19 protein-coding genes are annotated in these 25,006 nt (G+C 72.4%); 8 read left to right on the top strand and 11 right to left on the bottom strand.

Going from position 1 to position 25,006, the window contains the following annotated elements:
* Positions 1–3 precede the first annotated feature (3 nt).
* From CR165_RS02470 to CR165_RS02480, 3 genes are read left to right on the top strand one after another with little or no spacing between them, the layout of a single operon-like run.
* Positions 4–1,293, top strand: a complete 1,290-nt coding sequence (locus CR165_RS02470) for an ArgE/DapE family deacylase (protein ID WP_109515353.1) — start codon at positions 4–6, stop codon at positions 1,291–1,293.
* A complete protein-coding gene (locus tag CR165_RS02475; RefSeq protein WP_109515354.1) occupies positions 1,290–2,549 on the top strand; it encodes a Zn-dependent hydrolase in 1,260 nt (419 codons plus the stop codon). The genes CR165_RS02470 and CR165_RS02475 overlap by 4 nt, the downstream gene beginning before the upstream one ends.
* 5 nt (positions 2,550–2,554) lie before the next feature.
* Positions 2,555–4,048, top strand: coding sequence for a M81 family metallopeptidase (locus CR165_RS02480; protein WP_109515355.1), 1,494 nt, complete (start codon positions 2,555–2,557; stop codon positions 4,046–4,048).
* Between the two features lie 128 nt (positions 4,049–4,176).
* On the opposite strand, the gene CR165_RS02485 is transcribed toward CR165_RS02480, so the two are convergent.
* From CR165_RS02485 to CR165_RS02495, 3 genes are all read right to left on the bottom strand, one after another.
* The gene (locus CR165_RS02485) at positions 4,177–5,115 is read right to left on the bottom strand and encodes a sugar kinase (protein ID WP_109515356.1); all 939 of its coding nucleotides are present in this window, start codon (positions 5,113–5,115) and stop codon (positions 4,177–4,179) included.
* Positions 5,112–5,744, bottom strand: coding sequence for a bifunctional 4-hydroxy-2-oxoglutarate aldolase/2-dehydro-3-deoxy-phosphogluconate aldolase (locus CR165_RS02490; RefSeq protein ID WP_109515357.1), 633 nt, complete (start codon positions 5,742–5,744; stop codon positions 5,112–5,114). The genes CR165_RS02485 and CR165_RS02490 overlap by 4 nt, the downstream gene beginning before the upstream one ends.
* 140 nt (positions 5,745–5,884) lie before the next feature.
* Entirely contained in the window at positions 5,885–6,166 is a 282-nt protein-coding gene (locus tag CR165_RS02495; protein WP_109515358.1) for a hypothetical protein, read from the bottom strand.
* Between the two features lie 181 nt (positions 6,167–6,347).
* Here CR165_RS02495 and CR165_RS02500 point away from each other — a divergent pair, with 181 nt between their 5' ends.
* Positions 6,348–7,628 (top strand): Hsp70 family protein, encoded by a 1,281-nt coding sequence (locus CR165_RS02500; RefSeq protein ID WP_109515359.1) that lies wholly within the window; start codon positions 6,348–6,350, stop codon positions 7,626–7,628.
* Here the strand turns inward: CR165_RS02500 and CR165_RS02505 are convergent.
* Positions 7,625–9,319, bottom strand: a complete 1,695-nt coding sequence (locus tag CR165_RS02505) for a glycosyltransferase (protein WP_146201814.1) — start codon at positions 9,317–9,319, stop codon at positions 7,625–7,627. The genes CR165_RS02500 and CR165_RS02505 overlap by 4 nt on opposite strands.
* 170 nt (positions 9,320–9,489) lie before the next feature.
* Here CR165_RS02505 and CR165_RS02510 point away from each other — a divergent pair, with 170 nt between their 5' ends.
* A complete protein-coding gene (locus tag CR165_RS02510) occupies positions 9,490–10,791 on the top strand; it encodes a hemolysin family protein (protein ID WP_109515361.1) in 1,302 nt (433 codons plus the stop codon).
* 102 nt (positions 10,792–10,893) lie between these two features.
* On the opposite strand, the gene CR165_RS02515 is transcribed toward CR165_RS02510, so the two are convergent.
* The 4 genes from CR165_RS02515 to tkt all read right to left on the bottom strand — a co-directional run bounded on the left by CR165_RS02515 (position 10,894) and on the right by tkt (position 16,826).
* The gene (locus CR165_RS02515) at positions 10,894–12,327 is read right to left on the bottom strand and encodes an NAD-dependent succinate-semialdehyde dehydrogenase (protein WP_109515362.1); all 1,434 of its coding nucleotides are present in this window, start codon (positions 12,325–12,327) and stop codon (positions 10,894–10,896) included.
* 182 nt (positions 12,328–12,509) lie between these two features.
* Complete coding sequence (locus CR165_RS02520) at positions 12,510–13,706, bottom strand: phosphoglycerate kinase (protein WP_109515363.1); 1,197 nt, start codon at positions 13,704–13,706, stop codon at positions 12,510–12,512.
* Positions 13,707–13,720: 14 nt separating this feature from the next.
* Entirely contained in the window at positions 13,721–14,743 is a 1,023-nt protein-coding gene (gene gap, locus CR165_RS02525) for a type I glyceraldehyde-3-phosphate dehydrogenase (RefSeq protein WP_109515364.1), read from the bottom strand.
* 40 nt (positions 14,744–14,783) lie between these two features.
* Positions 14,784–16,826, bottom strand: a complete 2,043-nt coding sequence (tkt, locus tag CR165_RS02530) for a transketolase (RefSeq protein ID WP_109515365.1) — start codon at positions 16,824–16,826, stop codon at positions 14,784–14,786.
* A gap of 267 nt (positions 16,827–17,093) precedes the next feature.
* Between tkt and CR165_RS02535 the strand changes: the two genes are divergently transcribed.
* On the top strand, positions 17,094–19,763 hold the full coding sequence (locus CR165_RS02535) for a bifunctional acetate--CoA ligase family protein/GNAT family N-acetyltransferase (RefSeq protein ID WP_109515483.1): 2,670 nt from the start codon (positions 17,094–17,096) through the stop codon (positions 19,761–19,763).
* 19 nt (positions 19,764–19,782) lie between these two features.
* Here the strand turns inward: CR165_RS02535 and CR165_RS02540 are convergent, their stop codons facing one another.
* The 3 genes from CR165_RS02540 to otnI form a co-directional block, all read right to left on the bottom strand.
* Positions 19,783–20,658, bottom strand: coding sequence for a helix-turn-helix domain-containing protein (locus tag CR165_RS02540; protein WP_109515366.1), 876 nt, complete (start codon positions 20,656–20,658; stop codon positions 19,783–19,785).
* 187 nt (positions 20,659–20,845) lie between these two features.
* Positions 20,846–21,730: a 2-hydroxy-3-oxopropionate reductase gene (locus tag CR165_RS02545; protein ID WP_109515367.1), complete on the bottom strand. Its 885-nt coding sequence runs from the start codon at positions 21,728–21,730 to the stop codon at positions 20,846–20,848.
* Positions 21,731–21,764: 34 nt separating this feature from the next.
* Positions 21,765–22,547 (bottom strand): 2-oxo-tetronate isomerase, encoded by a 783-nt coding sequence (gene otnI, locus CR165_RS02550; protein WP_109515368.1) that lies wholly within the window; start codon positions 22,545–22,547, stop codon positions 21,765–21,767.
* Positions 22,548–22,708: 161 nt separating this feature from the next.
* Between otnI and CR165_RS02555 the strand changes: the two genes are divergently transcribed.
* The gene (locus tag CR165_RS02555) at positions 22,709–23,785 is read left to right on the top strand and encodes an AI-2E family transporter (protein ID WP_109515369.1); all 1,077 of its coding nucleotides are present in this window, start codon (positions 22,709–22,711) and stop codon (positions 23,783–23,785) included.
* Between the two features lie 240 nt (positions 23,786–24,025).
* Entirely contained in the window at positions 24,026–25,003 is a 978-nt protein-coding gene (locus tag CR165_RS02560) for an ABC transporter permease (RefSeq protein ID WP_109515370.1), read from the top strand.
* The last annotated feature ends 3 nt before the right edge of the window (positions 25,004–25,006 follow it).

Raw genomic sequence — 25,006 nt, forward strand, 5'->3', positions numbered from 1 at the left:
ATCATGTCGACACTCGATTCCGGCGTCCGCCGCGCCATCCTCGACGCCGTGCAGGCGCTGGAAGGGGAGGCCGTCGCGGCGCTGGAGCGTCTGGTGCGCTGCCCCTCCACCCTGGGCAACGAGGCCTCCGCGCTCGACGAGATGGCGCGCAACTACCAGTCGCTCGGCCTCGACCCGATCCGCATCCCCACCGTGCCGGAGAAGCTGGCCGCCCATCCCGGCTTCTCGCCGCCGCTGGTCTCCTATGAGGGGCGGGACAATGTGGCCGCCGTGTTCAAGCCGCGCGAGCGGAAGGGCCGCAGCCTGGTGCTGCAGGGCCATGTCGACGTGGTGCCGGAGGGGGCCGCCGAGATCTGGGAGACGCCGCCCTACGAGCCCAGCATCCGGGCGGGGCGCATGTATGGCCGCGGCGCGGGCGACATGAAGGCGGGCGACATCTCCAACGTCATGGCCTTCCGTGCCCTGCAACTCGCGGGGCTGCAGCCGGCCGCCGAGGTGCAGTTCCACTCGGTCATCGAGGAGGAATGCACCGGCAATGGCGCGCTGGCCTGCATGATGGCGCTGCCGAAATGCGATGCCGTGATCATCCCCGAGCCCGGCCCCGGCGTGGAAGGGCTCTACACCGCCGAGGTCGGCGTCATCTGGGCCTGGGTGACCGTTACCGGCCGCCCCGTGCATGTGCGGGACATGCAGGCGGGGGTGAACGCCATCGAGGCGGCCTATGTCATCTCCCAGCGCTTCAAGGCCTATGAGGCGGAGATGAACCGGGCGGAGAACATCCACTCCTCCTTCTTCGGCGTGAACCACCCGGTCAACGTCAATTTCGGCACGGTGCAGGGCGGCGAGTGGAACAGCTCCGTCCCCACCCGCGCCAAGATCGGCCTGCGCGTCGGCATCATGATGGGCAACACGGCGAAGGCGGTGAAGGCCGATATCGAGCGGCTGGTGGCCGAGGCGGCGGCCGATGAGCGGCTGCGCGGCACCAAGGTGGCGCTGGAATTCGCCGGCTTCATGGCCGACCCCTGCGTGTTCGACAAGGAAGCCACCATCGTGAAGATGGTGCAGCGCCACTTCTCGGAGGCCAATGGCCGCGAGCTGCGCGACTACCCCGCCTCCGGCCTCACCGATGGCCGCTTCTTCGAGCTGTACCAGAAGACGCCGGTGGCCTGCTTCGGGCCGGATGCCGATGCCATCCACGGCATCGACGAGAGTGTGGGTCTGGACAGCTTCCACGCCACCACGCGCACCATCGCGCTGACCATGGCCGAGTGGTGCGGGGTGGAGAAGGCATGAGCAACCTTCCCGTCAACAATCTTCCCGTCTCCGGCGCCCGACTCTGGGAGAGCCTGATGGCGATGGCGCGGATCGGCGCCACGGCGAAGGGCGGCTGCAACCGCCAGACACTGACCGATCTCGACGGCGAGGGCCGCGCCCTGCTGCAACGCTGGGCGGAGGAACTCGGCTGCACCGTGCGCGTGGACCGCGTCGGCAACATGGTGATCCGGCGCGAGGGGCGGGACCCTTCGCGCCGCGCCGTGGCGATGGGCAGCCATCTCGATACCCAGCCGACGGGCGGCAAATATGACGGCGTGCTGGGCGTCCTCGCGGGGCTCGAGGTGCTGCGCGCGCTGCACGAGGCGGGCATCGAGACCGAGGCCCCCATCGTGCTCGTCAACTGGACGAATGAGGAGGGCGCCCGCTTCGCACCGCCGATGATGGGCAGCGGCGTCGCCATGGGCCTGTTCGAGGAGGCCGAGGTGCTGGCCAAGACCGACCCGGCCGGCGCCGTGTTCGGCGAGGAACTGCGCCGCATCGGCTGGCAGGGCGAGGCCGACCCGGCCGAGCTTCAGAAGCTCGGCGCCTATTTCGAGGTGCATATCGAGCAGGGGCCGCTGCTGGAGGCGGATGGCATCCCGGTGGGGGTGGTGGACCGCGCACTGGGGCAGCTCTGGTACGATGTCACCGTCACCGGCGAGGACGCCCATGCCGGCTCCGCCATGGGGCCGCGGCGGGATGCGATGGTGGCCGCCGCCATCCTCGTCCAGGCGGTGGAGGAGATCGCGCGCGAGGCGGGCGGCGACGGGCGTGGCACGGTGGGCCGCCTCACCGTGGTGCCGGACAGCCGCAACGTGGTGCCGAGCCGCGTGTGGTTCAGCGTCGACTTCCGCCATGGCGACCCGAAGGCGCTGGCCCGCATGGGCGAGGCGCTGGAGGCGCGTGCCGAGGCGCTGGCCGCCGCGCGCGGCGTGGAGGTGGAGGTCGCGCCCTTCTGGGAATTCCCGCTGACGCCCTTCGACCCCACCCTGGTCGCCGCGCTGCGCCAGGCCGCCGAGGGCCGCAACCTGCCCTACCGCGTGATGCCGACCGGCATCGGGCATGACGCCGTCTATCTCGCCCGCCGTGTGCCGACGGCGATGATCTTCGTCCCCTGCGAGGGGGGCATCAGCCACAACGAGGCCGAGGCCATCACGCCCGAATGGGCGGAGGCCGGGCTGGTCGTGCTCGCCGACGCGGTGCTGGCCACCGCCGGGCGGGCGACAGGGGAGTGAAGTCCATGCGCATCGCCATCGGCGGTTTCCTGCACGAGAGCCATTCCTTCGCGCCACGCTCGACGGAGTGGGAGGATTTTGTCCATCCCGGCGGCTTCCCGGCTTTCCAGCGCGGCGCCACGCTGCTCGACACGCTGCGGCCGAGCGCGGTGCCGGCGGCCGGCGCCATCGCGGTGGGCGAGAAGCGGGGCGACACGCTGGTGCCGCTCGCCTGGGCCTTCGCCAACCCGGCCGGGCCGGTGCGCGCGGCGGCCTTCGAGCGCATCGCCGCCTGCATCGTGGCCGACCTCACCGCGGCGTTGATGGAGGCGCCGCTGGACGGCGTCTATCTCGACCTGCACGGCGCCATGGTGGCCGAGGACTACCCCGATGCCGAGGGCGAGCTGCTGCGCCGCGTGCGCGCCGTGGTGGGCGCCGAAGTGCCCATCGCCGCCAGCCTCGACCCGCATTGCAACCTGACCGAGCAGATGGTGCGGCTGGCCGATGTGCTGGTGCCCTTCCGCACCTATCCGCATGTGGACATGAAGCCCGCCGGCGCCCGCGCCATGGAGCTGCTCGGCGCCCGCATCGCGCGCGGCGCGCCCTATGCCCGCGCCTTCCGCCAGCTCGACTACTGGATCTCGCTCACCGCGCAATGCACGCTGGTGGAGCCGATGAAGGGGATCATGGACCTCCGCGCCAGCCTCGCCGAACGGCCGGGCGTGGTGGAGCTCGGCTTCTGCTTCGGCTTCCCCTATGCCGACTTCGCCGATTGCGGCGTGGCGCTGGCCTGCTACGCAGAGGACCAGAACGCCGCCGATGCCGCCGCCGACGCGCTGCTGGCCGAGCTGGCGGCGCGCGAGCCGCGCTTCGCCGGCGGCGTGGCGCCGGCGGCGGAGGGCGTGGCCGAGGCCATCGCCATCGCCGCGCGCAACCCCGGCAAGCCCGTGGTGCTGGCCGACACGCAGGACAACCCCGGCGGCGGCGGCCATGGCGACACCACCGGCCTGCTGGCCGAGCTGGTGCGGCAGGGCGCCGATGCCGTGCTGGGCCTGATCAACGACGCCGAGAGCGCGGCCGCCTGCCACGCGGCGGGCGAGGGCGCCGAGGTGACGCTGAAGCTCGGCGGCAAGTCGGATGGCGCGCCGCTGGAGGTGACGGGGCGGGTGCTGAGGCTCTCGGACGGGTGCTTCACCTGCACCGGCCCGATGACCGGCGGCAACACCGCCGATCTCGGCCCTTCGGCGCTGCTCGGCATCGGTGGCGTGAAGGTGGTCGTGGTCAGCCGCAAGATGCAGGCGCATGACCAGGCGCTGTTCCGGCACCTGGGCGTGGAGCCGGCGGCGGAGAAGATCGTGGCGGTGAAGAGCAGCGTGCATTTCCGCGCCGACTTCCAGCCGCTGGCGGAGCAGGTGATCGTCGTGGCGGCGCCCGGCCCCGTGGTGGCCGACCCGTCCTCGCTGCCTTTCCAGAATCTCCGCGAGGGCCTGCGCACCCGGCCGCACGGCGCGAATGCTTGAGTAAGCAAAGAAGTTCTTTTTTGTAAAAAAGAACCAAAAAACTTTTTCCAGTCTGGCGTGGCGCTAACCGATAGCGTGACGCCAAACTGAAAAAGTCTTTTTGCTTCTTTTTCTTCAGAAAAAGAAGGTTACTTCTCCTGCTTCTCTGCCAGGAAGGCCCGCACCGCCTCGGCCTTCGGCATCGGCGCCACCGCGCCATACCCCGTGGTGGCCAGCGCGGCGGCGGCGTTGGCGTAGCGCGCCGCTTCCTCCAGCGTGTCCCCCGCCACGAAGCGTGCCAGGAAATTGCCGGCGAAGGTGTCGCCCGCGCCGGTGGCGTCCACCGCCTTGACCTTGCGGCCGGGCAGGGTGGTGCGCCCCTCGCGCGTGGCCACCATCACGCCGTCCTTGCCGAGCTTCAGGATCACGCGCGGCGCCATCTCCAGGTAGAAATCGGCGATGGCATCGGGCTGATCCAGCCCGGTCAGCGCGGTGGCGTCGTCGTAGCTGGGCAGGGCGATATCGGCCATGCGCAGCGCCGCGTGGATGGTGGCCCGCGCCCGCGGCAGCGGCCAGAGGGCGCGGCGCAGGTTGGTGTCGTAGGATACGGTGACGCCGGCCGCGCGCGCGATCTCCATGGCGCGGAAGCAGGCATCCGCCGCGCTGGCCGAGATGGCCTGGCTGATGCCCGAGACGTGCAGCACCCTGGCCGCGCGGATGGCGTCCTCCGGCATGTCGTCCGGCGCCATGCGGCTGGCGGCGCTGCCGGCGCGGTAGAAGGTGAAGGCGTGCCCCTCCGGCCCGTGCGTGACGAAGTAGATGCCGGTGGGCGCGTCCTTGCGGCGGATCACCGTGCTGGAATCCACCCCCTCGCGCGCCCAGAGCGCCATGAAGCTGTCGCCCGGCGCGTCCTGGCCGAGGGCGGTGATGTAGCCCGCCCTGGCCCCCGCGCGCGCGGCGGCGACGGCGGCGTTGGAGGTGTCCCCGCCATGGCCTTCGAGGTAGAGGGCGCGCCCCGTCTCATCGGGCGGGAGTTGGTTGAACTCCAGCATCGGCTCGCCCAGGCAGAGGATCTCCGCCGCGCTCATGCCTGCATGATTCCGAGCGCCTCGCGCGCCGCGGCCTGCACCGCCTCGCGGTTGCCGGCGGCGATCGCCTTCTCGTCCACCAGCTTGCCGCCGATGCCGACGAAGGCGGCGCCGGCCGCGATATACTCGCCCGCGTTGCGCGCATCGACGCCGCCCGTGGGGCAGAAATCGACGCCGGGGAACACCGAGCGCAGCGCCTTGACGTGCGCCGGGCCGCCGACCGAGCTGGCCGGGAAGATCTTGACCACGTCGGCCCCGGCGGCGCGGGCGGCACGCACCTCGGTCGGCGTCAGCGCGCCCATCATCAGGCAGGCGCCGGCCTCGCGGGCGGGCGCGGCGAGGGCGGGATCGACCCAGGGCGAGACCAGGAAGCGCGCGCCGGCCTGGATGCAGGCCTCGGCCCGGGCGGCATCCGGCACCGTGCCGGCGCCGACCAGCAGGCCCGGCTCGGCCGCCAGCTCGCGGATGACGGAGAGCGCGTCCGGAATGGTCAGGGTGATCTCGAAGATGGTGATGCCGGCATCGCGCAGCCATTGCGCGGCGGTGGCGGCATGGGCGGCGGTGCTGGTGCGCACCACGGGCACGATGCGGGCGGCGCGAAAGGTGTCGATCAACGGATGCGGGGCCACGGATACTGTCCTTCACGGCGTGCAGGGCGTGCGTCGCGCCCAGGGGCGCGGGGGCCGCAGGCTAGCCGCGCGGGGCGGGGCCGTGAAGCGGGTGGCGGCATTTTGCCGGCCGTGACCGGAAGGCGGGAAGCCAGGCGGCTTCAGGCCATCGAGGCGAGCTTGCCGGCGGTCTTTTCCAGCGTGCGCGCGGCGGCGTGGGCGTGCTGCACCTTCTCGGCGGTGCGGCCGAGCGTCTCCTGGTAGCTGTGCACCTGGGTGGCGAGGCCACCGGTCGCGTCGCGCAACGCGGCGAGGTTCTGGCGGAACTCGGCGACGGCGTGCGCCTGGGCGGACAGGGCGGTCTCCAGCTTGCGCAGGGCCAGGCGGAGCCGGTCCTCCGGGGTCTGGGGGAAGGCCAGCAGGGGGGCGGGTTCAGGCTCCATGCGGGATCTCTCGGCTACATGTTAACGGGATATGAACGGTAGCCGATCGCAAAACCTGGGATAAGTCAAAAAATAGATAACCGCTTTGCCATCTTCGCGAGCAAGGCGAGCCGAATCGCCATTCCCCCGCCGCGCCCGATCTGCTCTAACGCCCGGCCCTCGAACGGCCCGGGCATGCACCATGTCGGACATCATCGGCATCGACTTCGGCACCACGAACAGCGTCATCGCCCTGCGCGACGGGGAGGGGCGGGTGGCGACGGTGCGCTACCAGGTGGGCGGCAAGGTGCTGGACACCTTCCGCTCCCTGCTCTGCTTCTGGGCGGAGGAGACCGGCCCCTCGCGCGGGAAGCTGCAGCACGCCGCCGGCCCGCACGCCATCGAGGCCTATCTGGACGACCCGCTCGGCAGCCGGCTCATCATGTCGATGAAGAGCTACCTGGCCAGCCGCAGCTTCACCGAGACCCGCATCTTCGGCCGGAGCTACGGGCTGGAGGAGCTGATCTCGCTGTTCCTGCGCGCGCTGGCCGGGCATGCCATGGGCGGCGCCGCGCTGGGTGCCGCGCGGGTGGTGGCGGGGCGGCCGGTGCGCTTCGTGGGCGAGCAGGCGGATGACGCGCTGGCCGAGCGCCGGCTGCGCTCCGCCTTCGCCGGCGCCGGCTGGGAATCGCTCGACTTCGCGCTGGAGCCCGAGGCGGCCGGGCACCGCTTCGCCGCCGGGCTGGACGGGGCCGCGCATGTGCTGGTGGGCGATTTCGGCGGCGGCACCAGCGACTTCTCGCTGCTGCGCTACGAGCCGGGCGCGGCGCGGCGCGTCACCGCGCTGGGCCATTCCGGCGTCGGCATCGCCGGAGACGCCTTCGACTACCGGATCATCGACAACGTGGTTTCGCCGCGCCTCGGCAAGGGCGGCAGCTACCGGGTGATGGGCACGGCGCTGCCGGTGCCGCCCAGCTTCTACACCAGCTTCGCCCGCTGGCACCGGCTCTCGCTGATGCGCGCGCCGCGTACCCTGCGCGAGATCGGCGAGGTGGCGCGCGCCGCCGACCATCCGGAGCAGCTGCACCACCTGATCCGGCTGGTGGAGGACGAGGCGGGCTATGCGCTCTACCAGGCCGTCTCCGGCGTGAAGGCGGCACTCTCCGGCGCCGAGGCGGCGGTGCTGCGCTTCCGCCACGGCGGCTTCGCGCTGGAGGAGACGGTGCGGCGGGCGGATTTCGAGGCCTGGATCGCGCCCGAGCTGGCGCAGTTCGGCGGGGCGGTGGACCAGGCCCTGGCCGAGGCCGGGCTGCCGGCGGGGGCGGTGGACCGCGTCTTCCTCACCGGCGGGTCATCCCTGGTGCCGGCGGTGCGGCGGCTGTTCGAGGCGCGCTTCGGCGCCGAGCGGGTGGCGCATGGCGGCGAGTTCGTCTCGGTCGCCGAGGGGCTGGCGCTGATCGGCGCGGAGCGGGTGGCGGCCTAGCCGGCCTCCCACTCCGCGGGCGCCGGCCGCGCCTGGCGGCGCAGGGCGAGGGCGGCGGCGCAGGGCACGGCCAGCAGCAGCAGCACACCCGCCCAGCCCAGCCCCTGCGCCCCGCCAAGGCCCAGGCTGCCGGCCGCGCCGGCCAGCAGCGCCAGCAGCAGGCTGACCAGCCGGTGCGGCCTGCCCGTCTCGGCCGTGGGTGCCAGGGCGGCGCGCCACAATGCGGCGCCACGCTCCGGCATCGTCGCCAGGGCGGCGAGGCCGGCCAGGGCGCGGTACCCGCGGGGCGCCAGCAGTGCCGCCTGCGCCAGGCGGAACAGCGGCAACATCAGCGCCGGCAGCAGGAAGGGCAGCAGGGGCGCGGCCTCCAGCAGGCGCGCGGCGGCCAGGGCCAGGGTCCAGGGCAGGGCGAGCACCGCCAGGGCCAGCCACAGCGCATCGCCCGCCGAGGCCGCCGGCTCGGCCAGCAGGTGGCGGCGCTGCGCCGGCGAAAGGCCGCGGTGCCGCGGGTTCAGCAGGGCGGCGCCATGCCGGCGCAGCCCGTGCAGCAGCCCCGCCACGCTGGCCTGCGGCACCGCCGGCACATGGCCGGCGGCCAGGCCATCGGCCAGCTCCAGCCCGTCCCAGCCCTGGCGCAGCAGGCGCAGCCCCAGCTCGGCCGGCTGGCAGGGGGCGGCCTCGTCCCAGCCGCCCGCCATCTCCAGCGCCGGCCGGCGGATCAGCGCCAGGGCCGGGCGCAGCGGCACGGCGCGGTGTTCGTTGCGGGCCCGCTGCACGCGCGGCCAGCGCGAGGCATCGGCCGCGTGGGCCAGCCGCTCGGCCAGCGGCGCGCCCCGCTCCGGCGCGCAGGCGGCGGCCTGCACGAAGCCGAGGCCGGGGTCGCGGAAGAAGGGCACGGCGTGGCGCAGCCAGTCCGGCTGCACACGGCAGCCCGGCTCCAGCGTGGCCACCAGCGCGGCATCCGGCGCCATCTCGCGCAGGGCGAAGTTGCGCGCCGCCCGCTGCCCGGCGCCGAGATGGAAGAAGCGGAAGCGCGGGCCGAGCCGGGCGCAGTGCTCGGCCACCGGCTCCCAACTCTCGGGGCTATGGCTGCTGTCCAGCACCAGCACCTCCAGCGCGCCGTAATCCAGCTCCGCGAGGTGGTCCAGCGTGTCGCGCAGCAGGGCAGGCGGCATGTCCTGCGTCGGCAGATGCACCGAGACACGCGGCTCCGGCCCGCCTGCCTGCCCCAGCGCGGGGTGGCGGCGTCGGTAGGCGCGCGCGAACAGCGAATCGGCCAGCAGCCGCGCCTCCCACAGCAGCAGCAGCGCCATGGGCAGGAGAAGGACGAGCAGCGCCAGCCAGGCCGGATGCGACGCCAGCCCCTGCCGCGCCAGGACAGCCAGCCCACCGGCCAGGAGTTGCCCCGGCAGCGCCACCATCAGCAGGCCGGGCCAGCGCAGGCCGCCCGCGCCGCGCAGCGCCCAGGCGCCGCCGCGCAGGCCCGCCAGCGCCGCGCCGCCTCCCCAGGCAACGGCCCCGCCGCCGCCCGCCGCCCACCACGCCGCCCCCTGCGCCAGCGCGAGCAGTGGCAGCAGCGCCCAGAGCAGCGGAGCGGGCGCGTGGCCACCCCGCCCGCCCTGCCGCAGTGGCATGGGAGCGGCGGAGAGGCCGGCATTGCCCGGAACAGGGCGTAGGGCGCGTGCATTCATGGCGTTCCGACTCCAGACGGCGGTGCGCGTCGCGCGATGACTCCTCCTATGCGGGTGCCCTGCGGCGGTGGATCGGCGTCTTGATGGCAGGAATGGGGCCTGAAGGCGTGACCCATCCCGGGCGAGGGGCTAGAACCGCCGCCTGCACCCCCAACGGAGACCGCCCCGCCATGGGTATCGCCATCGAGATCGGCGTGATTTTGCTGCTCGTCCTGCTGAATGGCGTCTTCGCGATGAGCGAGCTGGCGATCGTCTCCTCGCGCCGCGTGCGGCTGCTCGGCCTGCAGCGGAGCGGACGGGCCGGCGCCAGCACGGCGCTGGAACTGGCGGAGGATCCGCAGCGCTTCCTGCCCACGGTGCAGGTCGGCATCACGCTGGTCGGCGTGCTGGCGGGCGCCTTCGCCGGGCAGGGGCTGGCGCAGCGGCTGGGCGGGCTGCTGGCGCAGATCCCGGGGCTCGAGACCTATGCCAGCCAGATCGCCCTCGGGCTGGTGGTGCTGGGCATCACCTATCTCTCGCTGATCCTGGGCGAGCTGGTGCCGAAGCAGCTGGCGCTGCGCAACCCGGAGGCGGTGGCGGTGCTGGTGGCGCGGCCGATGTCGCTGCTCTCCCGCGTCGCGGCGCCGATGGTTTGGCTGCTCTCCCGCTCCTCGGCGCTGGTGCTGGGGCTGCTCGGCGCGAGCAAGCCGGTCTCCACCACCATCACGGAGGAGGAGGTGCGCGCCGCCGTGGCCGAGGGCGCCGAGGCCGGCGCGCTGGAGCGCGAGGAGCATCACATGATCGAGCGCGTGCTGCGGCTGGCCGACAAGCCGGTGCGCGCGCTGATGACGCCGCGCACCGAGGTGGAGTGGATCGACCGCAATGCCGGCCCCGAGGAGGTTGCGGCGCGGCTGCGCGCCAGCACGGTGACGCGCTTCGTGGTGGCGGACGGGCGGATCGACAACGTGGTGGGCGTGGTGGCGGCGAAGGACCTGCTGGACCAGATCCTCACCGGCGCGCCGCTGGACCTGAAGGCCGCGCTGCGCCAGGCCTCCGTGCTGCCCGACGGCCTCTCGGCGCTGGACGGGCTGGCCCGGCTGCGCAAGGACCCGCTCGGCATCGCGCTGGTGATGGACGAGTATGGCAGCTTCGAGGGCGTGGTGACCGCCTCCGACCTGCTGGAGGCGATCGTGGGCGAGCTGGGCCCGGCGCCGGCGCCGCAGGCCGGCGGCGTGGTGGAGCGCCACGATGGCAGCCTGCTGCTCGACGGCATGATGGCCAGCGACGAGCTGCGCGCCCGCCTGGACCTGCCCGGCCTGCCGGGCGAGGGCAGCTACCACACCGTGGCCGGGCTGGTGCTGGCGCTGCTGCAGCGCGTGCCGCGCGAGGGCGACCGCATCGCCTGGGCCGGCTGGCGCTTCGAGATCATCGACATGGACGGGCGGCGGATCGACAAGGTGCTGGTCAGCCAGGACCCCTCCAGCACCGGCTGATCCAGCACCGGCTGAGCGGGCATGAAAAAGCCCGCGCCTCCCGGGGGAGGCGCGGGCCGGGCCGTGGCCCCTCCGCCCGCGGGCGGAGGGGCGGGCCGGCTGTCAGAGGCCGGCCTGGGTGACGAACTTGGTGTTCAGGTAGGCCTCGATCGCCTCGGAGCCGCCCTCGGAGCCGTAGCCGCTGTCCTTGATGCCGCCGAACGGCACTTCCGGCAGGGCCAGGCCGAGGTGGTTGATCGTCATCATGCCGGTCTCGACCTGGCTGGCGATGGCGTTCGCCGTCTTGGCCGAGCGGGTGAAGGCATAGGCGGCGAGGCCGAAGGGAAGGCGGTTGCTCTCCTCCACCACCTCGTCGAAGTCCTTGAAGGGCACCATCAGCGCCAGCGGGCCGAACGGCTCCTCGTTCATGGCGCGCATCTCGCGCGTCAGGCCGGTGATCACCGTCGGCTCGTAGAAATAGCCCTTGTTGCCGATGCGGTTGCCGCCGGTGCGGACCTCGGCGCCCTTCTGCCGGGCATCGGCCACCAGCGCCTCCATGGCGGGGATGCGGCGGTCATTGGCCAGCGGGCCCATCTGCACGCCATCCTCCAGCCCGTTGCCAACCTTCAGCGACTTGGCATAGGCGGTGAACTTGTCGACGAACTGGTCGAACACCTTCTCCTGCACCAGGAAGCGGGTCGGCGAGACGCAGACCTGGCCGGCATTGCGGAACTTGCTGCCGGCGAGGGTCTTGCTGGCGTGGTCCACATCGGCGTCGTCGAACACGATGGCGGGGGCGTGGCCGCCCAGCTCCATCGTCGCGCGCTTCATGTACTTGCCGGCCATCTCGGCCAGGTGCTTGCCCACCGGGGTGGAGCCGGTGAAGGTCACCTTGCGGATGGTGGGGTGCGGGATGAGGTAGGAGGAGATCTCCGCCGGCACGCCATAGACGAGGCCAACCACGCCCTTCGGCAGCCCGGCATCGATGAAGCAGCGGATCAGCTCGGCCGGCGAGGCCGGCGTCTCCTCCGGCGCCTTGACGATGATCGAGCAACCGGTGGCCAGCGCCGCGGAGAGCTTGCGCACCACCTGGTTGATCGGGAAGTTCCACGGCGTGAAGGCGGCCACGGGGCCGACCGGCTCCTTGATGACGAGCTGGTACACGCCCTCGGCGCGCGCCGGCACCACGCGGCCATAGGCGCGGCGGGCTTCCTCGGCGAACCAGTCGATGGTGTCGGCGCCGGCCATCACCTCCATCTTCGCCTCGGGCAGGGGCTTGCCCTGCTCCAGCGTCATCAGGCGGGCGATGCTGTCGGCGCGCGAGCGCAGCAGGTCGGCGGCCTTGCGCATCAGCTTGGAGCGGTCGAAGGCGGAAACCTTCTTCCAGGTGGCGAAGCCCCGCTCGGCGGCGGCCAGCGCCTCGTCGAGGTCGCTCTCATTGGCGTGCGGAACGGTGCCGATCTGTTCCTCGGTGGCCGGGTTCAGCACGGGGATGGTGCGGCCGCCGGTCGCGGCGCGCCACTGGCCGTCGATATGGAGCAGGACGTCCTGGTACATCTACAGCGTCTCCTCAACTGGTCGGGGTTGGGGCGAATGTGGACCCGCGAAACGCGAAGCACCACCCCTTGACCCGGAGTTTTCGGCCGCTCGTCGGATGATCCTGCAACGGGGTATCGAGGGGCGATCAAAAAAGGCCGGGACTTCCGCCCCGGCCTTCGTTCCGTCCGCCGAGCCGTGGCTCAGCCTTCCTGCAGCACCGCCACGCCCGGCAGCGTCTTGCCTTCCAGCCACTCCAGGAAGGCGCCGCCGGCGGAGGAGACATAGGTCATCCGCTCCGCCACGCCGGCATGGCGCAGCGCCGAGACGGTGTCGCCGCCGCCGCCGATCGTCTTCAGCCCGGCCGAGGTGGTGAGCCCCGCGGCCATCTGCGCCACCTGCACGGTGGCGGTGTCGAAGGGCGGGATCTCGAAGGCGCCGAAGGGGCCGTTCCACACCAGGGTGGAGGCGCGCTTCAGGCGGCTCTCGACCGCGGCCACCGTGCCGGGGCCGACATCGAGCGCCATCATGCCCTCGGGCACCTTGTCCGCCGCGACGGTGCGGTGCGGGGCGTTGGCGGCGAAGGCCTCGGCGACGACGAGATCCTCCGGCAGCAGCACCTCGCAATTGGCGGCCTTGGCCTCGTCGAGGATGCGGAGCGCCGTCTCGTGCATCTCCGCTTCCTGCAGCGACTTGCCCATGGACATGCCCTTGGCCGCCAGGAAGGTGTTGGCCATGGCGCCGCCGATCACCAGCACGTCCACCTTGCGCGACAGGTTGCCGAGCAGGTCGAGCTTGGTGGAGACCTTGGCGCCGCCGACGATGGCGACGACCGGCCGCGCCGGGGTGCCGAGCGCCGCGTCCAGCGCCTCCAGCTCGGCCTGCATCAGCCGGCCGGCATAGCTGGGCAGCCTGTGCGCCACGCCCTCGGTCGAGGCATGGGCGCGGTGGGCGGCGGAGAAGGCGTCGTTGACGAAGACGTCGCCGAGCTTCGCCAGCGCCTCCGCCATCGCCGGGTCGTTCTTCTCCTCGCCGGCGTGGTAGCGGGTGTTCTCCAGCACCAGCACCTCGCCATCCTTCAGGGCGGCGACGGCGGCCTCGGCCACGGGGCCGATGCAGTCATCGGCGAAGGCGACGGGGCGGCCGAGCGAGCCAGCGAGCGCCTCCGCCATTGGCTTCAGCGACATCTCCGGCACCCGCTTGCCCTTCGGCCGGTCGAAATGGCTGCACACGATGACGCGCGCGCCCTTCTCCGCCAGCTCGCGGATGGTGGGGGAGAGGCGCTCGATGCGCGTGCGGTCGGTGATCTGACCGTCGCGCACCGGCAGGTTGAGGTCGGCGCGCAGCAGGACCCGCTTGCCGGCGGGGTCGAGCTGATCGAGCGTCCGGAAACGGGCCATCGCCGCGCCCTCCCTCAGAGCTTGCCGAGATAGGCGGCGGTGTCCGACATGCGATTGGAGAAGCCCCACTCGTTGTCGTACCAGCTCATCACCCGCACCAGCCCGCCATCGACCACCTGGGTCTGGGTGGCGTCGAAGGTGGAGGAGTGCGGGTCGTGGTTGAAGTCGATGCTGACCAGCGGCGCGGTGTTGTAGCCGAGGATGCCCTTCAGCGGGCCGTTCTCGGCCGCCTCCTTCATCACGGCGTTGATCGCCTCCTTGGTCAGGCCCTCGGTGCGCTCCGGCACGAAGTCGAGGCTGACGAGCGAGACGTTCGGCGTCGGGATGCGGATGGCGGTGCCGTCCAGCTTGCCCTTCAGCTCCGGCATCACCAGGCCCACGGCCTTGGCGGCGCCCGTCGAGGTCGGGATGGCCGAGACCGCCGCGGCGCGGGCGCGGTGCAGGTCCTTGTGCAGCGTGTCGACGGTGTTCTGGTCACCCGTGTAGGCGTGGATGGTGACCATGTAGCCGCGCAGGATGCCGAACTTTTCGTGCAGCACCTTGGCGACGGGCGCCAGGCAGTTGGTGGTGCAGGAGGCGTTCGAGACGATCTTGTCCTCGGCCGTCAGCGTCGTGTGGTTCACGCCGTAGACGATGGTCTTGTCCGAGTTCTCGCCGGGGGCCGAGATCAGCACCTTGCGCGCGCCGGTGCCGAGCAGCACCTGCGCCTTCTCGCGCGCGGTGAAGATGCCGGTGCACTCGGCGGCGATGTCGACGCCGTCCCACTTCAGCTTCGTCGGGTCGCGTTCGGCCGTCACCTTGATCGGGCCCCAGGTCTTGCCGTGGGCCTTGATGGTGATGCTGTCGCCCTCGACGATCACCTCGCCGGGGAAGCGGCCATGCACGCTGTCGTAGCGGAAGAGATGCGCGTTCGCCTCGACCGAGCCCAGGTCGTTGATGGCAACGAACTCGACATCGTCGCGCCCGCTCTCGCAGGCGGCGCGCAGCACCAGGCGGCCGATGCGCCCGAACCCGTTGATCGCGACCTTAACAGCCATGGTGTCTTCCCTTGTCTTTCCCGATTGGTCTTGAAGCGTCTCAGCCCAGCTTGCGCCGGACTGCCGTCACAACCGCCTCGGCCGTGATGCCGAAGTGGCGGTAGAGATCCTCGGCCGGTGCCGAAGCGCCGAAACCCGTCATGCCGATGAAGGTTGCATCACGGCCAAGCCAGCGCTCCCAGCCGAAGCCGAGCGCCGCCTCGATGCCGATGCGCAGGCCATCGCCCAGCACGGCGGCGCGGTAGCTCTCGTCCTGCAGCGCGAACAGCTCCCAGCAGGGCAGGGAGACGACGGCGGTGGGGATGCCCTCCGCCTCCAGCGTGGCGCGCGCCGCCATGGCGAGCTGCACCTCGGAGCCGGTGGCGATCAGGGTCGCCTTGCGGGCGCCGGAGGCCTCGGCCAGCACGTAGCCGCCGCGGGCGGAGCGGTTCTCGCCCGCCTCCTCGCGCAGGGCGGGGAGGTTCTGGCGGGAGAGCGCCAGCACCGAGGGGCCGTCGGCGCGGGCCACCGCCAGCTCCCAGCACTCCGCCGTCTCCATCGCGTCCGCCGGGCGGAACACATGGAGGTTGGGGATGACGCGCAGGCTGGCCAGCGTCTCCACCGGCTGGTGGGTCGGCCCGTCCTCGCCGAGGCCGATGCTGTCATGCGTCAGCACATGCACCACGCGGGCGCGCATCAGCGCGGCGAGGCGGATGGAGGGGCGCATGTAGTCGGCGAAGACGAGGAAGGTGCCGCCATAGGGGATGACGCCGCCATGCAGCGCCATGCCGTTCATGGCGGCGGCCATGCCGTGCTCGCGGATGCCCCAGTGCACGTAGCGCCCGCCCATGTTGGACGGCGAGAGCACGGGGATGCCCTTGACGTTGGTGTTGTTGGAGCCGGTGAGGTCGGCCGAGCCGCCGATCATCTCGGGGATGGCCGGCACCAGCACCTCCAGCGCGCGCTGCGAGGCGACGCGGGTGGCGATCTTCGGCTTGTCCTCGGCGAGCTTGGCGCGGTAGGCGGCGGCGGCCTCGTGCCAGCCCTCCGGCAGCTTGCCGGCCATGGCGCGCTCGAACTCGGCCTTCTGCGGGTGGTTGGCCAGGCGCTTCAGCCAGGAGCGGCGGGCGCCGGCGCAGCGGCGGCCGGCGGCCTCCCAGGCGGCCTTGATGTCCTCCGGCACCTCGAAGGGGCCGCTGGTCCAGCCCAGCGCCTGCTTGGCGGCGGCGGCCTCGGGGCCGCCCAGCGGGCTGCCATGGCTGCCGGCCGTGCCGGCCTTGGTGGGGGCGGCGAAGCCGATGATGGTGCGGCAGGCGATGATGGTCGGGCGGGTGCTGCGGGTGGCGCCTTCCAGCGCCTTCTCCACCGCCGCCGCGTCATGCCCGTCCACCCGCTTCACCGCCCAGCCATAGGCGGCGAAGCGCTTCAGCACGTCGTCGGAGCTGGCCATGTCGACCGCGCCGTCGATGCAGATGCCGTTATCGTCCCACAGCACCGTCAGCTTGTTCAGCTTGAAGTGGCCGGCGATGGAGGCGGCCTCGTGGCTGATCCCCTCCATCAGGCAGCCATCGCCGGCGATCACCCAGGTGCGGTGGTCCACCAGGCTCTTGCCGAAGCGGGTGGCGAGGTGCCGCTCGGCCAGCGCCATGCCGACGGCGTTGGCCAGCCCCTGGCCGAGCGGGCCGGTGGTGGTCTCGATCGCCGGGTGCTCGCCATATTCCGGATGGCCGGCGGCCACCGAATGCAGTTGGCGGAACTTCCGCAGGTCGTCCATCGCCATGCCGGCATGGCCGGAGAGATGCAGCCATGCGTAGAGCAGCATCGAGCCGTGGCCGGCCGAGAGCACGAAGCGGTCGCGGTCCGCCCAGCGCGGGTCGGCGGCGTCGTGCTTGAGGAACTTGCTGAACAGCACGGTCGCGGCGTCGGCCATGCCCATAGGCATGCCGGGGTGGCCGGACTTGGCCTGCTCGACGGCGTCGATGGCCAGGGCCCGGATCGCATCGGCCATCCGCCGCGTCTCGGTCACCGGCAGAGCCAGGATCTTCTGCTGCGCCGCGATGGCGGGGTTGGCGGAAGCGTCGGGAAGGGGGGCGATACTGGCCAAGGTCAAGAACCTCTCTGGCGTCGGGACGGCTATAGAGGGGCGGGGAAAAAGCGGCAACCCAACGGGCCTTCACGCCCGCATAAGCCCTGCCGGATCATAAATGATGCGCTCCCTTAGCCCGGCGGCGCCCCGCAGGCCAGCCCCGGATCGCGCGGGCCAGCCCCGCTGGAGGTGCCGCCGGGCGCCGGAAAAAGCTTCGCCCGAGGATCGTTCCGGCGGCAGGTTCCTGTTGCGGCGCAGCGCGGGGCGCGCCAGATGTTCGGCGCCATGAAGCTCCCTCTCGCCCTGCCGCGCCACCGTCCCGGCTTCCGGGAGACGGCGCTGTTCCGCCCGCAATCGGTGGTGCTGCTGGCCGACCCGGCCTTGCCGGAATCCGGCATCCTCGCCCGCAACCTCGCCACGGGCGGCTTCGCCGGGCCGATCCACGCCATCGGCCTCGCCGCCGAGGGGCTGCTGCCGGCGGAGGCGCTGGAGGCGCTGCCCGCGCCGCCCGACCTCGCCGTACTCTGCCTGCCGCCCGGGGCGCAGGAGGCGGCGATGCGGGCGCTGGCGGCGCGGGGCTGCTTCGCCGCCATCGTCCCGGTGGCCGGGCCGGACCTCGCCGCCCTGTCGGAGAGGACAGGCGTGCGGGTGCTGGGGGCGCACAGCTTCGGCCTCTGCCTGCCGCGCATCGGGCTGAATGCCAGCCTGTCGCACATCGCGCCGCGCCCGGGGCGGCTGGCGCTGCTCTGCCAGTCCGGCGCCATGGCGCGCGCCGTCATCGACTGGGCGGAGGGGGAGGAGCTGGGCTTCAGCCACATCGTCGGCATCGGCACCAACCAGGGGCTGGGCTTCGCGCTGGCCCTGGACTGGATCGCGCGCGACCCGGAGGCGGGCGCCGTGCTGCTCGACCTGCGGCGGATCAAGAACCGCCGCCTGTTCATCTCCGCCGCCCGCGCCACGGCCCGCACCCGCCCCGTGGTGGCGATCCGCCCCGGCGGGCGGCAGGCCGATGCCTCCGGCCTCGCCGATGCGGTGATGGAGGCGGCGCTGCGCCGCGCCGGCGTGCTGCGCGTGGGTGGGCTGGAGGACCTGCTGGCGGCGGCCGAGACGCTGGCGCGGGTGCGCCCGGCGCCGCGCGGCGGGCTGGACGCGCTGGCCGGCGACCGGGTGGCGATCGTCGCCAACGGCCAGGGGCCGGCGCAGTTGGCGGCCGATGCCGTGCTGCAATCCGGCGGCCGCCTGGCCGCCTGGAGCCCGGCGGCGCAGGAGGCGTTCTCGCTGGCGCTGCCGCAGGCGGCCCCCGGCAACCCGCTGCTGCTGCCGCCGCAGGAGGGGCACCGCCTGGCCGAGGCCGCCAGCCTGCTGGCCGCCCTGCCGGAGGTAGATTCGGTGGTGGCGGTGCACGCGCCCGCGCCGGGGCAGGATCAGGAGGTGGCGGCCAGCGCCCTCGCCGCCGCCGCGCGGGCGACGCGCGGCGCCCCGGTGCTGGTGGGCTGGCTGGGCCAGGCGCCGGCCGCCGCCGCCGCGCGCCGCCGTCTGGCGCTGGCCGGCCACGCCGTCTTCGCCACGCCGGAGGCCGCGGTGCGCGGCGCCCTGCACTTGGCCACCGACCGCCGCAACCGCGCCGCCGCCGCCGAGTTGCCGCCGCGCGACATGCTGGAGCTGGCGCCGGACCGCGCCGCCGTGCGCGCCGTGATCGACGCCCTGCGCGCCGAGGGGCGGCTCGGCTTCACCGAGGCGGAGGCGCTGCGCATCCTGGAGGCCTACGGGCTGCCGGCGGTGCCGGGGCAGGCGGTGCCGGATGTCGATGCCGCCATCGCCGCCGCCATGCGCCTGGGCTTCCCCGTGGTGCTGAAGGTCCTGAGCCCCGACCTGCCGCGCAAGACCGAGGTGGGGGGCGTGGTGCTGGGGCTGAAGGACGTGGCCGGGCTGCGCGCGGCGGCGGCCGCCATGGTGGCGCAGGTGCGCGCCGCCCGCCCGCAGGCGCGGATCGACGGCTTCCTGGTGCAGCGCCAAGCCGGCGGCGCCGGTCCGCTGCGCCCCCATGAGCTGCGCCTGCGGCTGGGCGACGACCCGATGTTCGGCCCCTGGATCGGCTATGGCCGCGGCGGCACCGCCTCCGACTTCGAGCCGGACGTGGCGTTCGACCTGCCGCCGCTGAACCGCACCCTGGCCCTGGCGCTGATCCGCCGCACCCGCGGGGTGCGGCTGCTGGAAGGCTTCCGCGACCACGCGCCGGTAGACCTGACCCTGCTGGCCGACGCGCTGGTGCGCCTCTCCCAGATCGCCATCGACTTCCCCGAGATCGAGGGGCTGATCGTCAACCCGCTGCTGGCGGACGGGAAGGGGCTGCTTGCGCTGGATGCCTCGGGCGGGCTGCGGCCGCCGGGGCAGCGCTCCATGCTCTCCGTGCCGCCCTATCCGGCCGAGCTGGCGCGGGAATGGACGGCGCGGGATGGCCGCCGGCTGCTGGTGCGCCCGATCCGCCCGGAGGACGCCGCCGCCCATGCCGAGGCCTTCCGCAACCTGGCGCCGGAGGATGTGCGCTGGCGCTTCTTCAGCCAGATCAAGGAGCTGCCGCCGGCGCAGCTCGCCCGCATGACGCAGATCGACTACGACCGGGAGATGGCCTTCGTGGCGGTGGACAGCAGCGGCGAGGGGCCGCCGCGCACCGTGGGCGTGGCGCGGCTGATCCGCGAGCCGGGCGGCGCCCCCGGCGACCCGGCGGTGGGCGAGTTCGCGGTGGTGACGCTGCCGGGCTGGAAGGGCCAGGGCCTGGCCCGGCACCTGATGGAGCGGCTGCTGGAGTGGGGCCGGGGGCAGGGGCTGGAGCTGGTTGTCGGCCAGGTGCTGGCCGACAACCAGCCGATGCTGGGCTTCGTCCGCTCCCTCGGCTTCACCCTGCGCCGCTCGCCGGAGGATGACGAGGTGATGGAGGCGCGGCTGGCGCTGTAGGGCGCGTCCGCGCCGCGCCTCAGCGCGGCGCGGCCTCCTGCAGCAGCTCCCGCAGGCGGCTGGCGGCGGCGGGGCCCTTCAGCGCGTTGCGCCAGGCAGCCTCGGCCACACGCTGGTGCACCGACACCGCCTCGTCCGCCGCCGTGATGGTGCCGACGCCGATGGCCGGGCTGGCGGTGAGGTCGGCGGGGAAGGGGCTGGTGCAGACATGCGCCCGCTCCCGCCCGCGCAGCACCATGAAGCTGCCCGCCGGCTCGGTCGGCAGCAGGCCGATCTGCAGCCCGATGGGCACGCTCTCCATCAGCGTGGCGATGCTCTCCACCTCGTCGCGCGCCGCCTGCCGGCACCGGTTGCGGGTGCGCTCCGAGAGGGCGAGGCTGCCCGCCACGCCTTCGGCCAGGAAGCCGCGCAGCGCGGTCTCCGACAGCATGGCGATGATGTTGGCGCGGCGCGACTGGTGCAGCTTCTTGCGTGCCGTCAGCAGGCCCATCGCCTGGTCGGCGGCGGCACGGGCGGGGATGCGCTCGGGCGCCGCATCGGCCGCCTCGGCCCAGGCCTCCGCCAGGGCGCCGTCGAAGGCCTCCGTGGTGGTCTGGTAGCAGAAGGCGCCGCCGACCTGCAGGATCTGGTCGGACTGCTCCTCGACCTGGCGCAGCCGCTCCTGGAAGGCGATGGGGCGGGAGAAATACTCCACCCCGATCCCGAGCAGGGAAAGGGGCGAGATCTTCAGCAACTCAGCCAGCCGCCGGATCGTGTCCAGCTTGATGACCTCGCCCTTCTCGTAGCGATACAACGCGGCCCGGGACACGCCCAGCCGCGCCGCGATCTCCTCGGCCCGCAGGCCGGACTCAAGACGGTAGGCCCGCAATTGCTGGCCGATATCGGCGAAACGCATGACACCTCTTGTCGATATCAACCGGTTCATATTCGTCTGCGGCGAAAAATCTCGCCGGACGGCGCTAGGACAGAAAATGCGGCCGGGGCGGCCTTCTGGCAACGGATAATCGCGAGATGATAAGAATCTTTCTCAAAACGAAGTGCCCTGGCGGGCCGGAATCGGCCCGCCAGGGGCCGGCCAAGCCTCAGCTTCCGGAGACTTTATGCGCCGCAAGCATTTCAAGAGCCTGAACCAAACCGGAGTGATCCCACTGCCCCCCGCCAGCCGCCGCGCAGGCCGAGAATAGCTGCTGAGTCGAGGCTGTGTTGGGCAGCGCGACCCCGAGCTCCTTCGCCGACTGCAACGCGAGGTTGAGATCCTTCTGGTGCAGGGCGATGCGGAAGCCGGGCTCGAAGGTGCGCTTGATCATGCGCTCCCCGTGCAGTTCAAGGATGCGCGAGGTCGCCAGCCCGCCCATCAGAGCCTGCCGCACCTTGGCGGGATCGGCCCCGGCCTTGCTGGCGAAGACCAGCGCCTCGCCCACCGCCTCGATGGTCAGGGCGACGACGATCTGGTTGGCCACCTTGCAGGTCTGCCCGGCGCCATTGGCCTCGCCCACCAGGGTGATGTTCTTGCCCATCGCCTGGAACAGCGGCAGGGCGCGGTCGAAGGCTGCCTGCGGGCCGCCCACCATGATGGTCAGGCTGGCCTGCTTGGCGCCCACCTCGCCGCCGGAGACGGGGGCGTCGAGATAGTCGCAGCCCTTCTCGTTGACGCGGCGGGCGAAATCCTTGGTGGCGGTCGGGCTGATCGAGCTCATGTCGATCACCAGCTTGCCGGGGGAGAGGCCCTCGGCCACGCCCTTCGGGCCGAACAGAACGGCCTCCACATCCGGCGTGTCCGGCACCATCAGGATGATCACCTCGGCCGCGGCGGCGATGGCGGCCGGGTCCGGCAGCACCTCGGCCTGGGCGCGGATCTCCTCCTTCAGGCTGGCGCGGTCGGGCACCAGCAGCGTATGGCCCGCCGACTTCAGGTGCAGCGCCATGGGATGGCCCATGATGCCGAGGCCGATAAAACCGATTTTCATCTTTGGACGTCTCCTCCGGGAAGTGCGGGCCTGGTCAGGCGGCCTTGTAGGGGGCGAACCAGCCGAGGCCGGCCACCGTCTCGCCCGCCGGCCGGTACTCGCAGCCGATCCAGCCACGGTAGCCCAGCGCGTCGATGCGATCGAACACGAAAGCCCAGTTCACCTCGCCGGTGCCCGGCTCGTTGCGCCCCGGCACGTCCGCCACCTGCATGTGCGCGATGATGGCCAGGTGCTTCTCCACGCGCTTGACGATGTCGCCCTCGCTCACCTGGCAGTGGTAGAGGTCGAACTGCAGGCCGAGCCTGTCCTCGCCCACGGCGGCGATGATGTCGGCCCCCTGCTGCATGGTGGTCATGAAGATGCCGGGGATGTCGCGCTGGTTGATCGGCTCGATCACCGCCTTCACCCCCGCCTTGGCGCATTCCTCGGCTGCCCAGGCCAGGTTGGCGCCATAGACGGCCGTCAGCGTGTCATGCGCCACGCCGGCGGGGCGCAGGCCCGGCATGATGTGCAGGCGCGGGCAGGAGAGGGCGGCGGCGTAGTCCAGGGCCTGCTTCAGCGCTTCGCGGAACTCGGCCTGGCGGCCGGGGATGCAGGCCATGCCGCGCTCGCCCGCCGCCCAGTCGCCGGGCGGGGCGTTGAACAGCACCTGCTGCAGCCCGTTGTCCTTGAGGCGGGTGGCGATCTCGGCGGCGGGGAAGTCGTAGGGAAAGAGGAACTCCACCGCCTCGAACCCCGCCGCGCGGGCGGCGGCGAAGCGGTCCAGGAAGGGCAGTTCCTGGAACATCATGGACAGGTTGGCGGCGAAGCGCGGCATGCGGGATCTCCGGATATCGGTGGGAGCGCGGCCTCGCGCCCCGGTGCTGGCGCGGCACGCTAGAGGGCTGGGCGCGGAGTGCAAGCCCTTGTCCGACAAGCTGCCGTGCGCATCCGGCGCGCCGCTGGCGGCGGCGCCGCGGCTCAGGCACATTCCCTGCCATGAGCTCCTCCTCCTCCCCGGGTGACCGGGCGTTGCGGCCGGCCCGGATTCTGGGGCTGGCGGCCCTCTCCGCGCTGCTGCTCGGCTGTCTGCTGGTATTGCGCCCGTTCATCTCGGCGCTGCTGTGGGCGGCCATCCTGGCCTTCTGCACCTGGCCCGCCTACCGCACCCTGCGGGACCGGCTGCGCCTCTCCCCCGGCCTCGCCGCCCTGGTGATGGTGACGCTGGAGATGCTGCTGGTCGGCCTGCCGCTGCTCTTCGCCGCGCCGATCCGCGCCGAGGATGTGGAGGGGCTGCGGCGCAACGTCGAAGGGCTGGTGGCCGGCGGCTTTCCGGCGCTGAGCGACAAGCTGGCCGCCATTCCCTGGATCGGCGCCTCCCTCGCCGAGCGTTGGGACGCGCTGCAATTCGACTTCAGCCCGCTCACCAGCCTGCTGCAGCCCTATGCCGGCGTCATCGCCCAGCAGGCGCTGGCGCTGCTGCTGGCGGTGCTCTCGGGCCTGGCCGAGCTGGTGCTGGCCATCCTGCTCTCCTTCTTCTTCTACCGCGACGGGCCGCGCATGGCGGCGGGGCTGGAGGCGCTGGTGGGCCGCATCGCCGGGCCGCAGGCGCGGCGGCTGGTGCAGCTGACCGCCAATGTCACCATCGGCGTGGTCTATGGCCTGCTCGGCACGGCGGTGGCGCAGGGGGTGCTGACCGGCCTCGGCCTCTGGATCGCCGGGGTGCCGCAGCCGGTGCTGCTGGCGGTGGTGGCGGGCGCCCTGTCGGTGCTGCCGGTCGGCGCGCCGCTGGTCTGGCTGCCGGCGGCGCTCTGGCTGTTCGGCCAGGGCTCCACCGGCTGGGGCATCTTCCTGCTGGTCTACGGCGCCTTCGGCATCAGCAGCGTGGACAACGTCATCCGCCCCTGGCTGATCAGCCGCGGCGCCGACCTGCCGCTGCTGCTCACCATCCTGGGCGCGCTGGGCGGGGTGCTGGCCTTCGGCTTCCTCGGCCTGTTCCTCGGGCCGGTGCTGCTGGCGGTTGGCTTCACCCTGCTGCGGGACTGGGCGGAGGAGGAGCCGGAAACCCTGCGGTGAGGCGGCGGGCGCCGGGGCTGGCTTTCCTTCCGTCCCTCGCGCTTCCCTTCCGTCCCTCGCGGTGGTTGATTGCGCGGCTTGACCAGGAATGCGCCGGCCTCCTAGGGACGGGACCCGAAGGCCGGGTTTGGGGACGAAAAGGCTATGTGGAACGGAAGGGCCGTGGCGCGCGCCGCCACGGCGAGGTTTGCTCGCGCGGCCGCATGGGGCGGCCGCCGGATGCGCAGGGCCGGCTGAGCGATGCCCGCCTTCATCCTCTCCCGCCTGTTGCAGGCGATTCCGGTGCTGCTGGTGGTGGCGCTGATCAGCTTCGCCATGTTCGCCTATGTCGGCGACCCGGTGGCGATCATGCTGGGCCAGGACTTCACCGAGGCGCAGCGCCAGGCGCTGGTGGCCAGCCTGGGCCTCGACCAGCCCTTCTTCGTGCAGTTCTTCAAGTTCGTGGTGAACGCGGCGCAGGGCGAGTTCGGCCTCTCCTACCGCCTCTCCCGCCCCGTGGCGGAGCTGATCGCGGAACGCGCGCCCGCCACGCTGGAGCTGGCCTTCGTGGCCGCCGCCATCGCCATGCTGGTGGGGGTGCCGATGGGGGTCTATACGGGCCTCTACCGCAATTCCTGGCTGTCGCGCTTCTTCCTGACCTTCAGCCTCATCGGCGTCTCGCTGCCCACCTTCCTCATCGGCATCCTGCTGATCCTGGTGTTCTCGGTGCTGCTGGGCTGGCTGCCGAGCTACGGCCGGGGCGAGGTGGTGCAGCTCGGCTGGTGGAGCACCGGCCTGCTCACCGCCGATGGCTGGCGCGCGCTGATCCTGCCCGCCATCACCCTTGGCCTGTTCCAGCTGACGCTGATCATGCGGCTGGTGCGGGCCGAGATGCTGGAGGTGCTGCGGACGGACTACATCAAGTTCGCCCGCGCCCGCGGCCTGCCGGACCGCAGCGTGCATTTCGGCCACGCGCTGAAGAACACGCTGGTGCCGGTCATCACCATCGCCGGCCTCCAGCTCGGCTCCATCATCGCCTTCGCCATCGTGACGGAGACGGTGTTCCAGTGGCCCGGCATGGGGCTGCTCTTCATCCAGAGCGTGGGCTCGGCCGACATCCCGGTGATGGCCGCCTACCTGATGCTGACGGCGCTGATCTTCGTGGTGATCAACCTCGTGGTGGACATCCTGTACTACATCGTGGACCCGCGCCTGCGCGCCGGGCGCGGGGGGCACTGAGCC

Source organism: Teichococcus aestuarii, from assembly GCF_003116135.1.
GTDB classification, from domain to species: domain Bacteria; phylum Pseudomonadota; class Alphaproteobacteria; order Acetobacterales; family Acetobacteraceae; genus Pseudoroseomonas; species Pseudoroseomonas aestuarii.

Excerpts from the sequence above, each read along its gene's own strand:
- CR165_RS02470 (WP_109515353.1), top strand. The coding sequence starts at position 4 with ATGTCGACACTCGATTCCGGCGTCCGCCGCGCCATCCTCGACGCCGTG.
- CR165_RS02475 (WP_109515354.1), top strand. The coding sequence starts at position 1,290 with ATGAGCAACCTTCCCGTCAACAATCTTCCCGTCTCCGGCGCCCGACTC.
- CR165_RS02480 (WP_109515355.1), top strand. The coding sequence starts at position 2,555 with ATGCGCATCGCCATCGGCGGTTTCCTGCACGAGAGCCATTCCTTCGCG.
- CR165_RS02485 (WP_109515356.1), bottom strand. The coding sequence starts at position 5,115 with ATGAGCGCGGCGGAGATCCTCTGCCTGGGCGAGCCGATGCTGGAGTTC.
- CR165_RS02495 (WP_109515358.1), bottom strand. The coding sequence starts at position 6,166 with ATGGAGCCTGAACCCGCCCCCCTGCTGGCCTTCCCCCAGACCCCGGAG.
- CR165_RS02500 (WP_109515359.1), top strand. The coding sequence starts at position 6,348 with ATGTCGGACATCATCGGCATCGACTTCGGCACCACGAACAGCGTCATC.
- CR165_RS02505 (WP_146201814.1), bottom strand. The coding sequence starts at position 9,319 with ATGAATGCACGCGCCCTACGCCCTGTTCCGGGCAATGCCGGCCTCTCC.
- CR165_RS02510 (WP_109515361.1), top strand. The coding sequence starts at position 9,490 with ATGGGTATCGCCATCGAGATCGGCGTGATTTTGCTGCTCGTCCTGCTG.
- CR165_RS02515 (WP_109515362.1), bottom strand. The coding sequence starts at position 12,327 with ATGTACCAGGACGTCCTGCTCCATATCGACGGCCAGTGGCGCGCCGCG.
- CR165_RS02520 (WP_109515363.1), bottom strand. The coding sequence starts at position 13,706 with ATGGCCCGTTTCCGGACGCTCGATCAGCTCGACCCCGCCGGCAAGCGG.
- gap (WP_109515364.1), bottom strand. The coding sequence starts at position 14,743 with ATGGCTGTTAAGGTCGCGATCAACGGGTTCGGGCGCATCGGCCGCCTG.
- CR165_RS02535 (WP_109515483.1), top strand. The coding sequence starts at position 17,094 with ATGAAGCTCCCTCTCGCCCTGCCGCGCCACCGTCCCGGCTTCCGGGAG.
- CR165_RS02540 (WP_109515366.1), bottom strand. The coding sequence starts at position 20,658 with ATGCGTTTCGCCGATATCGGCCAGCAATTGCGGGCCTACCGTCTTGAG.
- CR165_RS02545 (WP_109515367.1), bottom strand. The coding sequence starts at position 21,730 with ATGAAAATCGGTTTTATCGGCCTCGGCATCATGGGCCATCCCATGGCG.
- otnI (WP_109515368.1), bottom strand. The coding sequence starts at position 22,547 with ATGCCGCGCTTCGCCGCCAACCTGTCCATGATGTTCCAGGAACTGCCC.
- CR165_RS02555 (WP_109515369.1), top strand. The coding sequence starts at position 22,709 with ATGAGCTCCTCCTCCTCCCCGGGTGACCGGGCGTTGCGGCCGGCCCGG.
- CR165_RS02560 (WP_109515370.1), top strand. The coding sequence starts at position 24,026 with ATGCCCGCCTTCATCCTCTCCCGCCTGTTGCAGGCGATTCCGGTGCTG.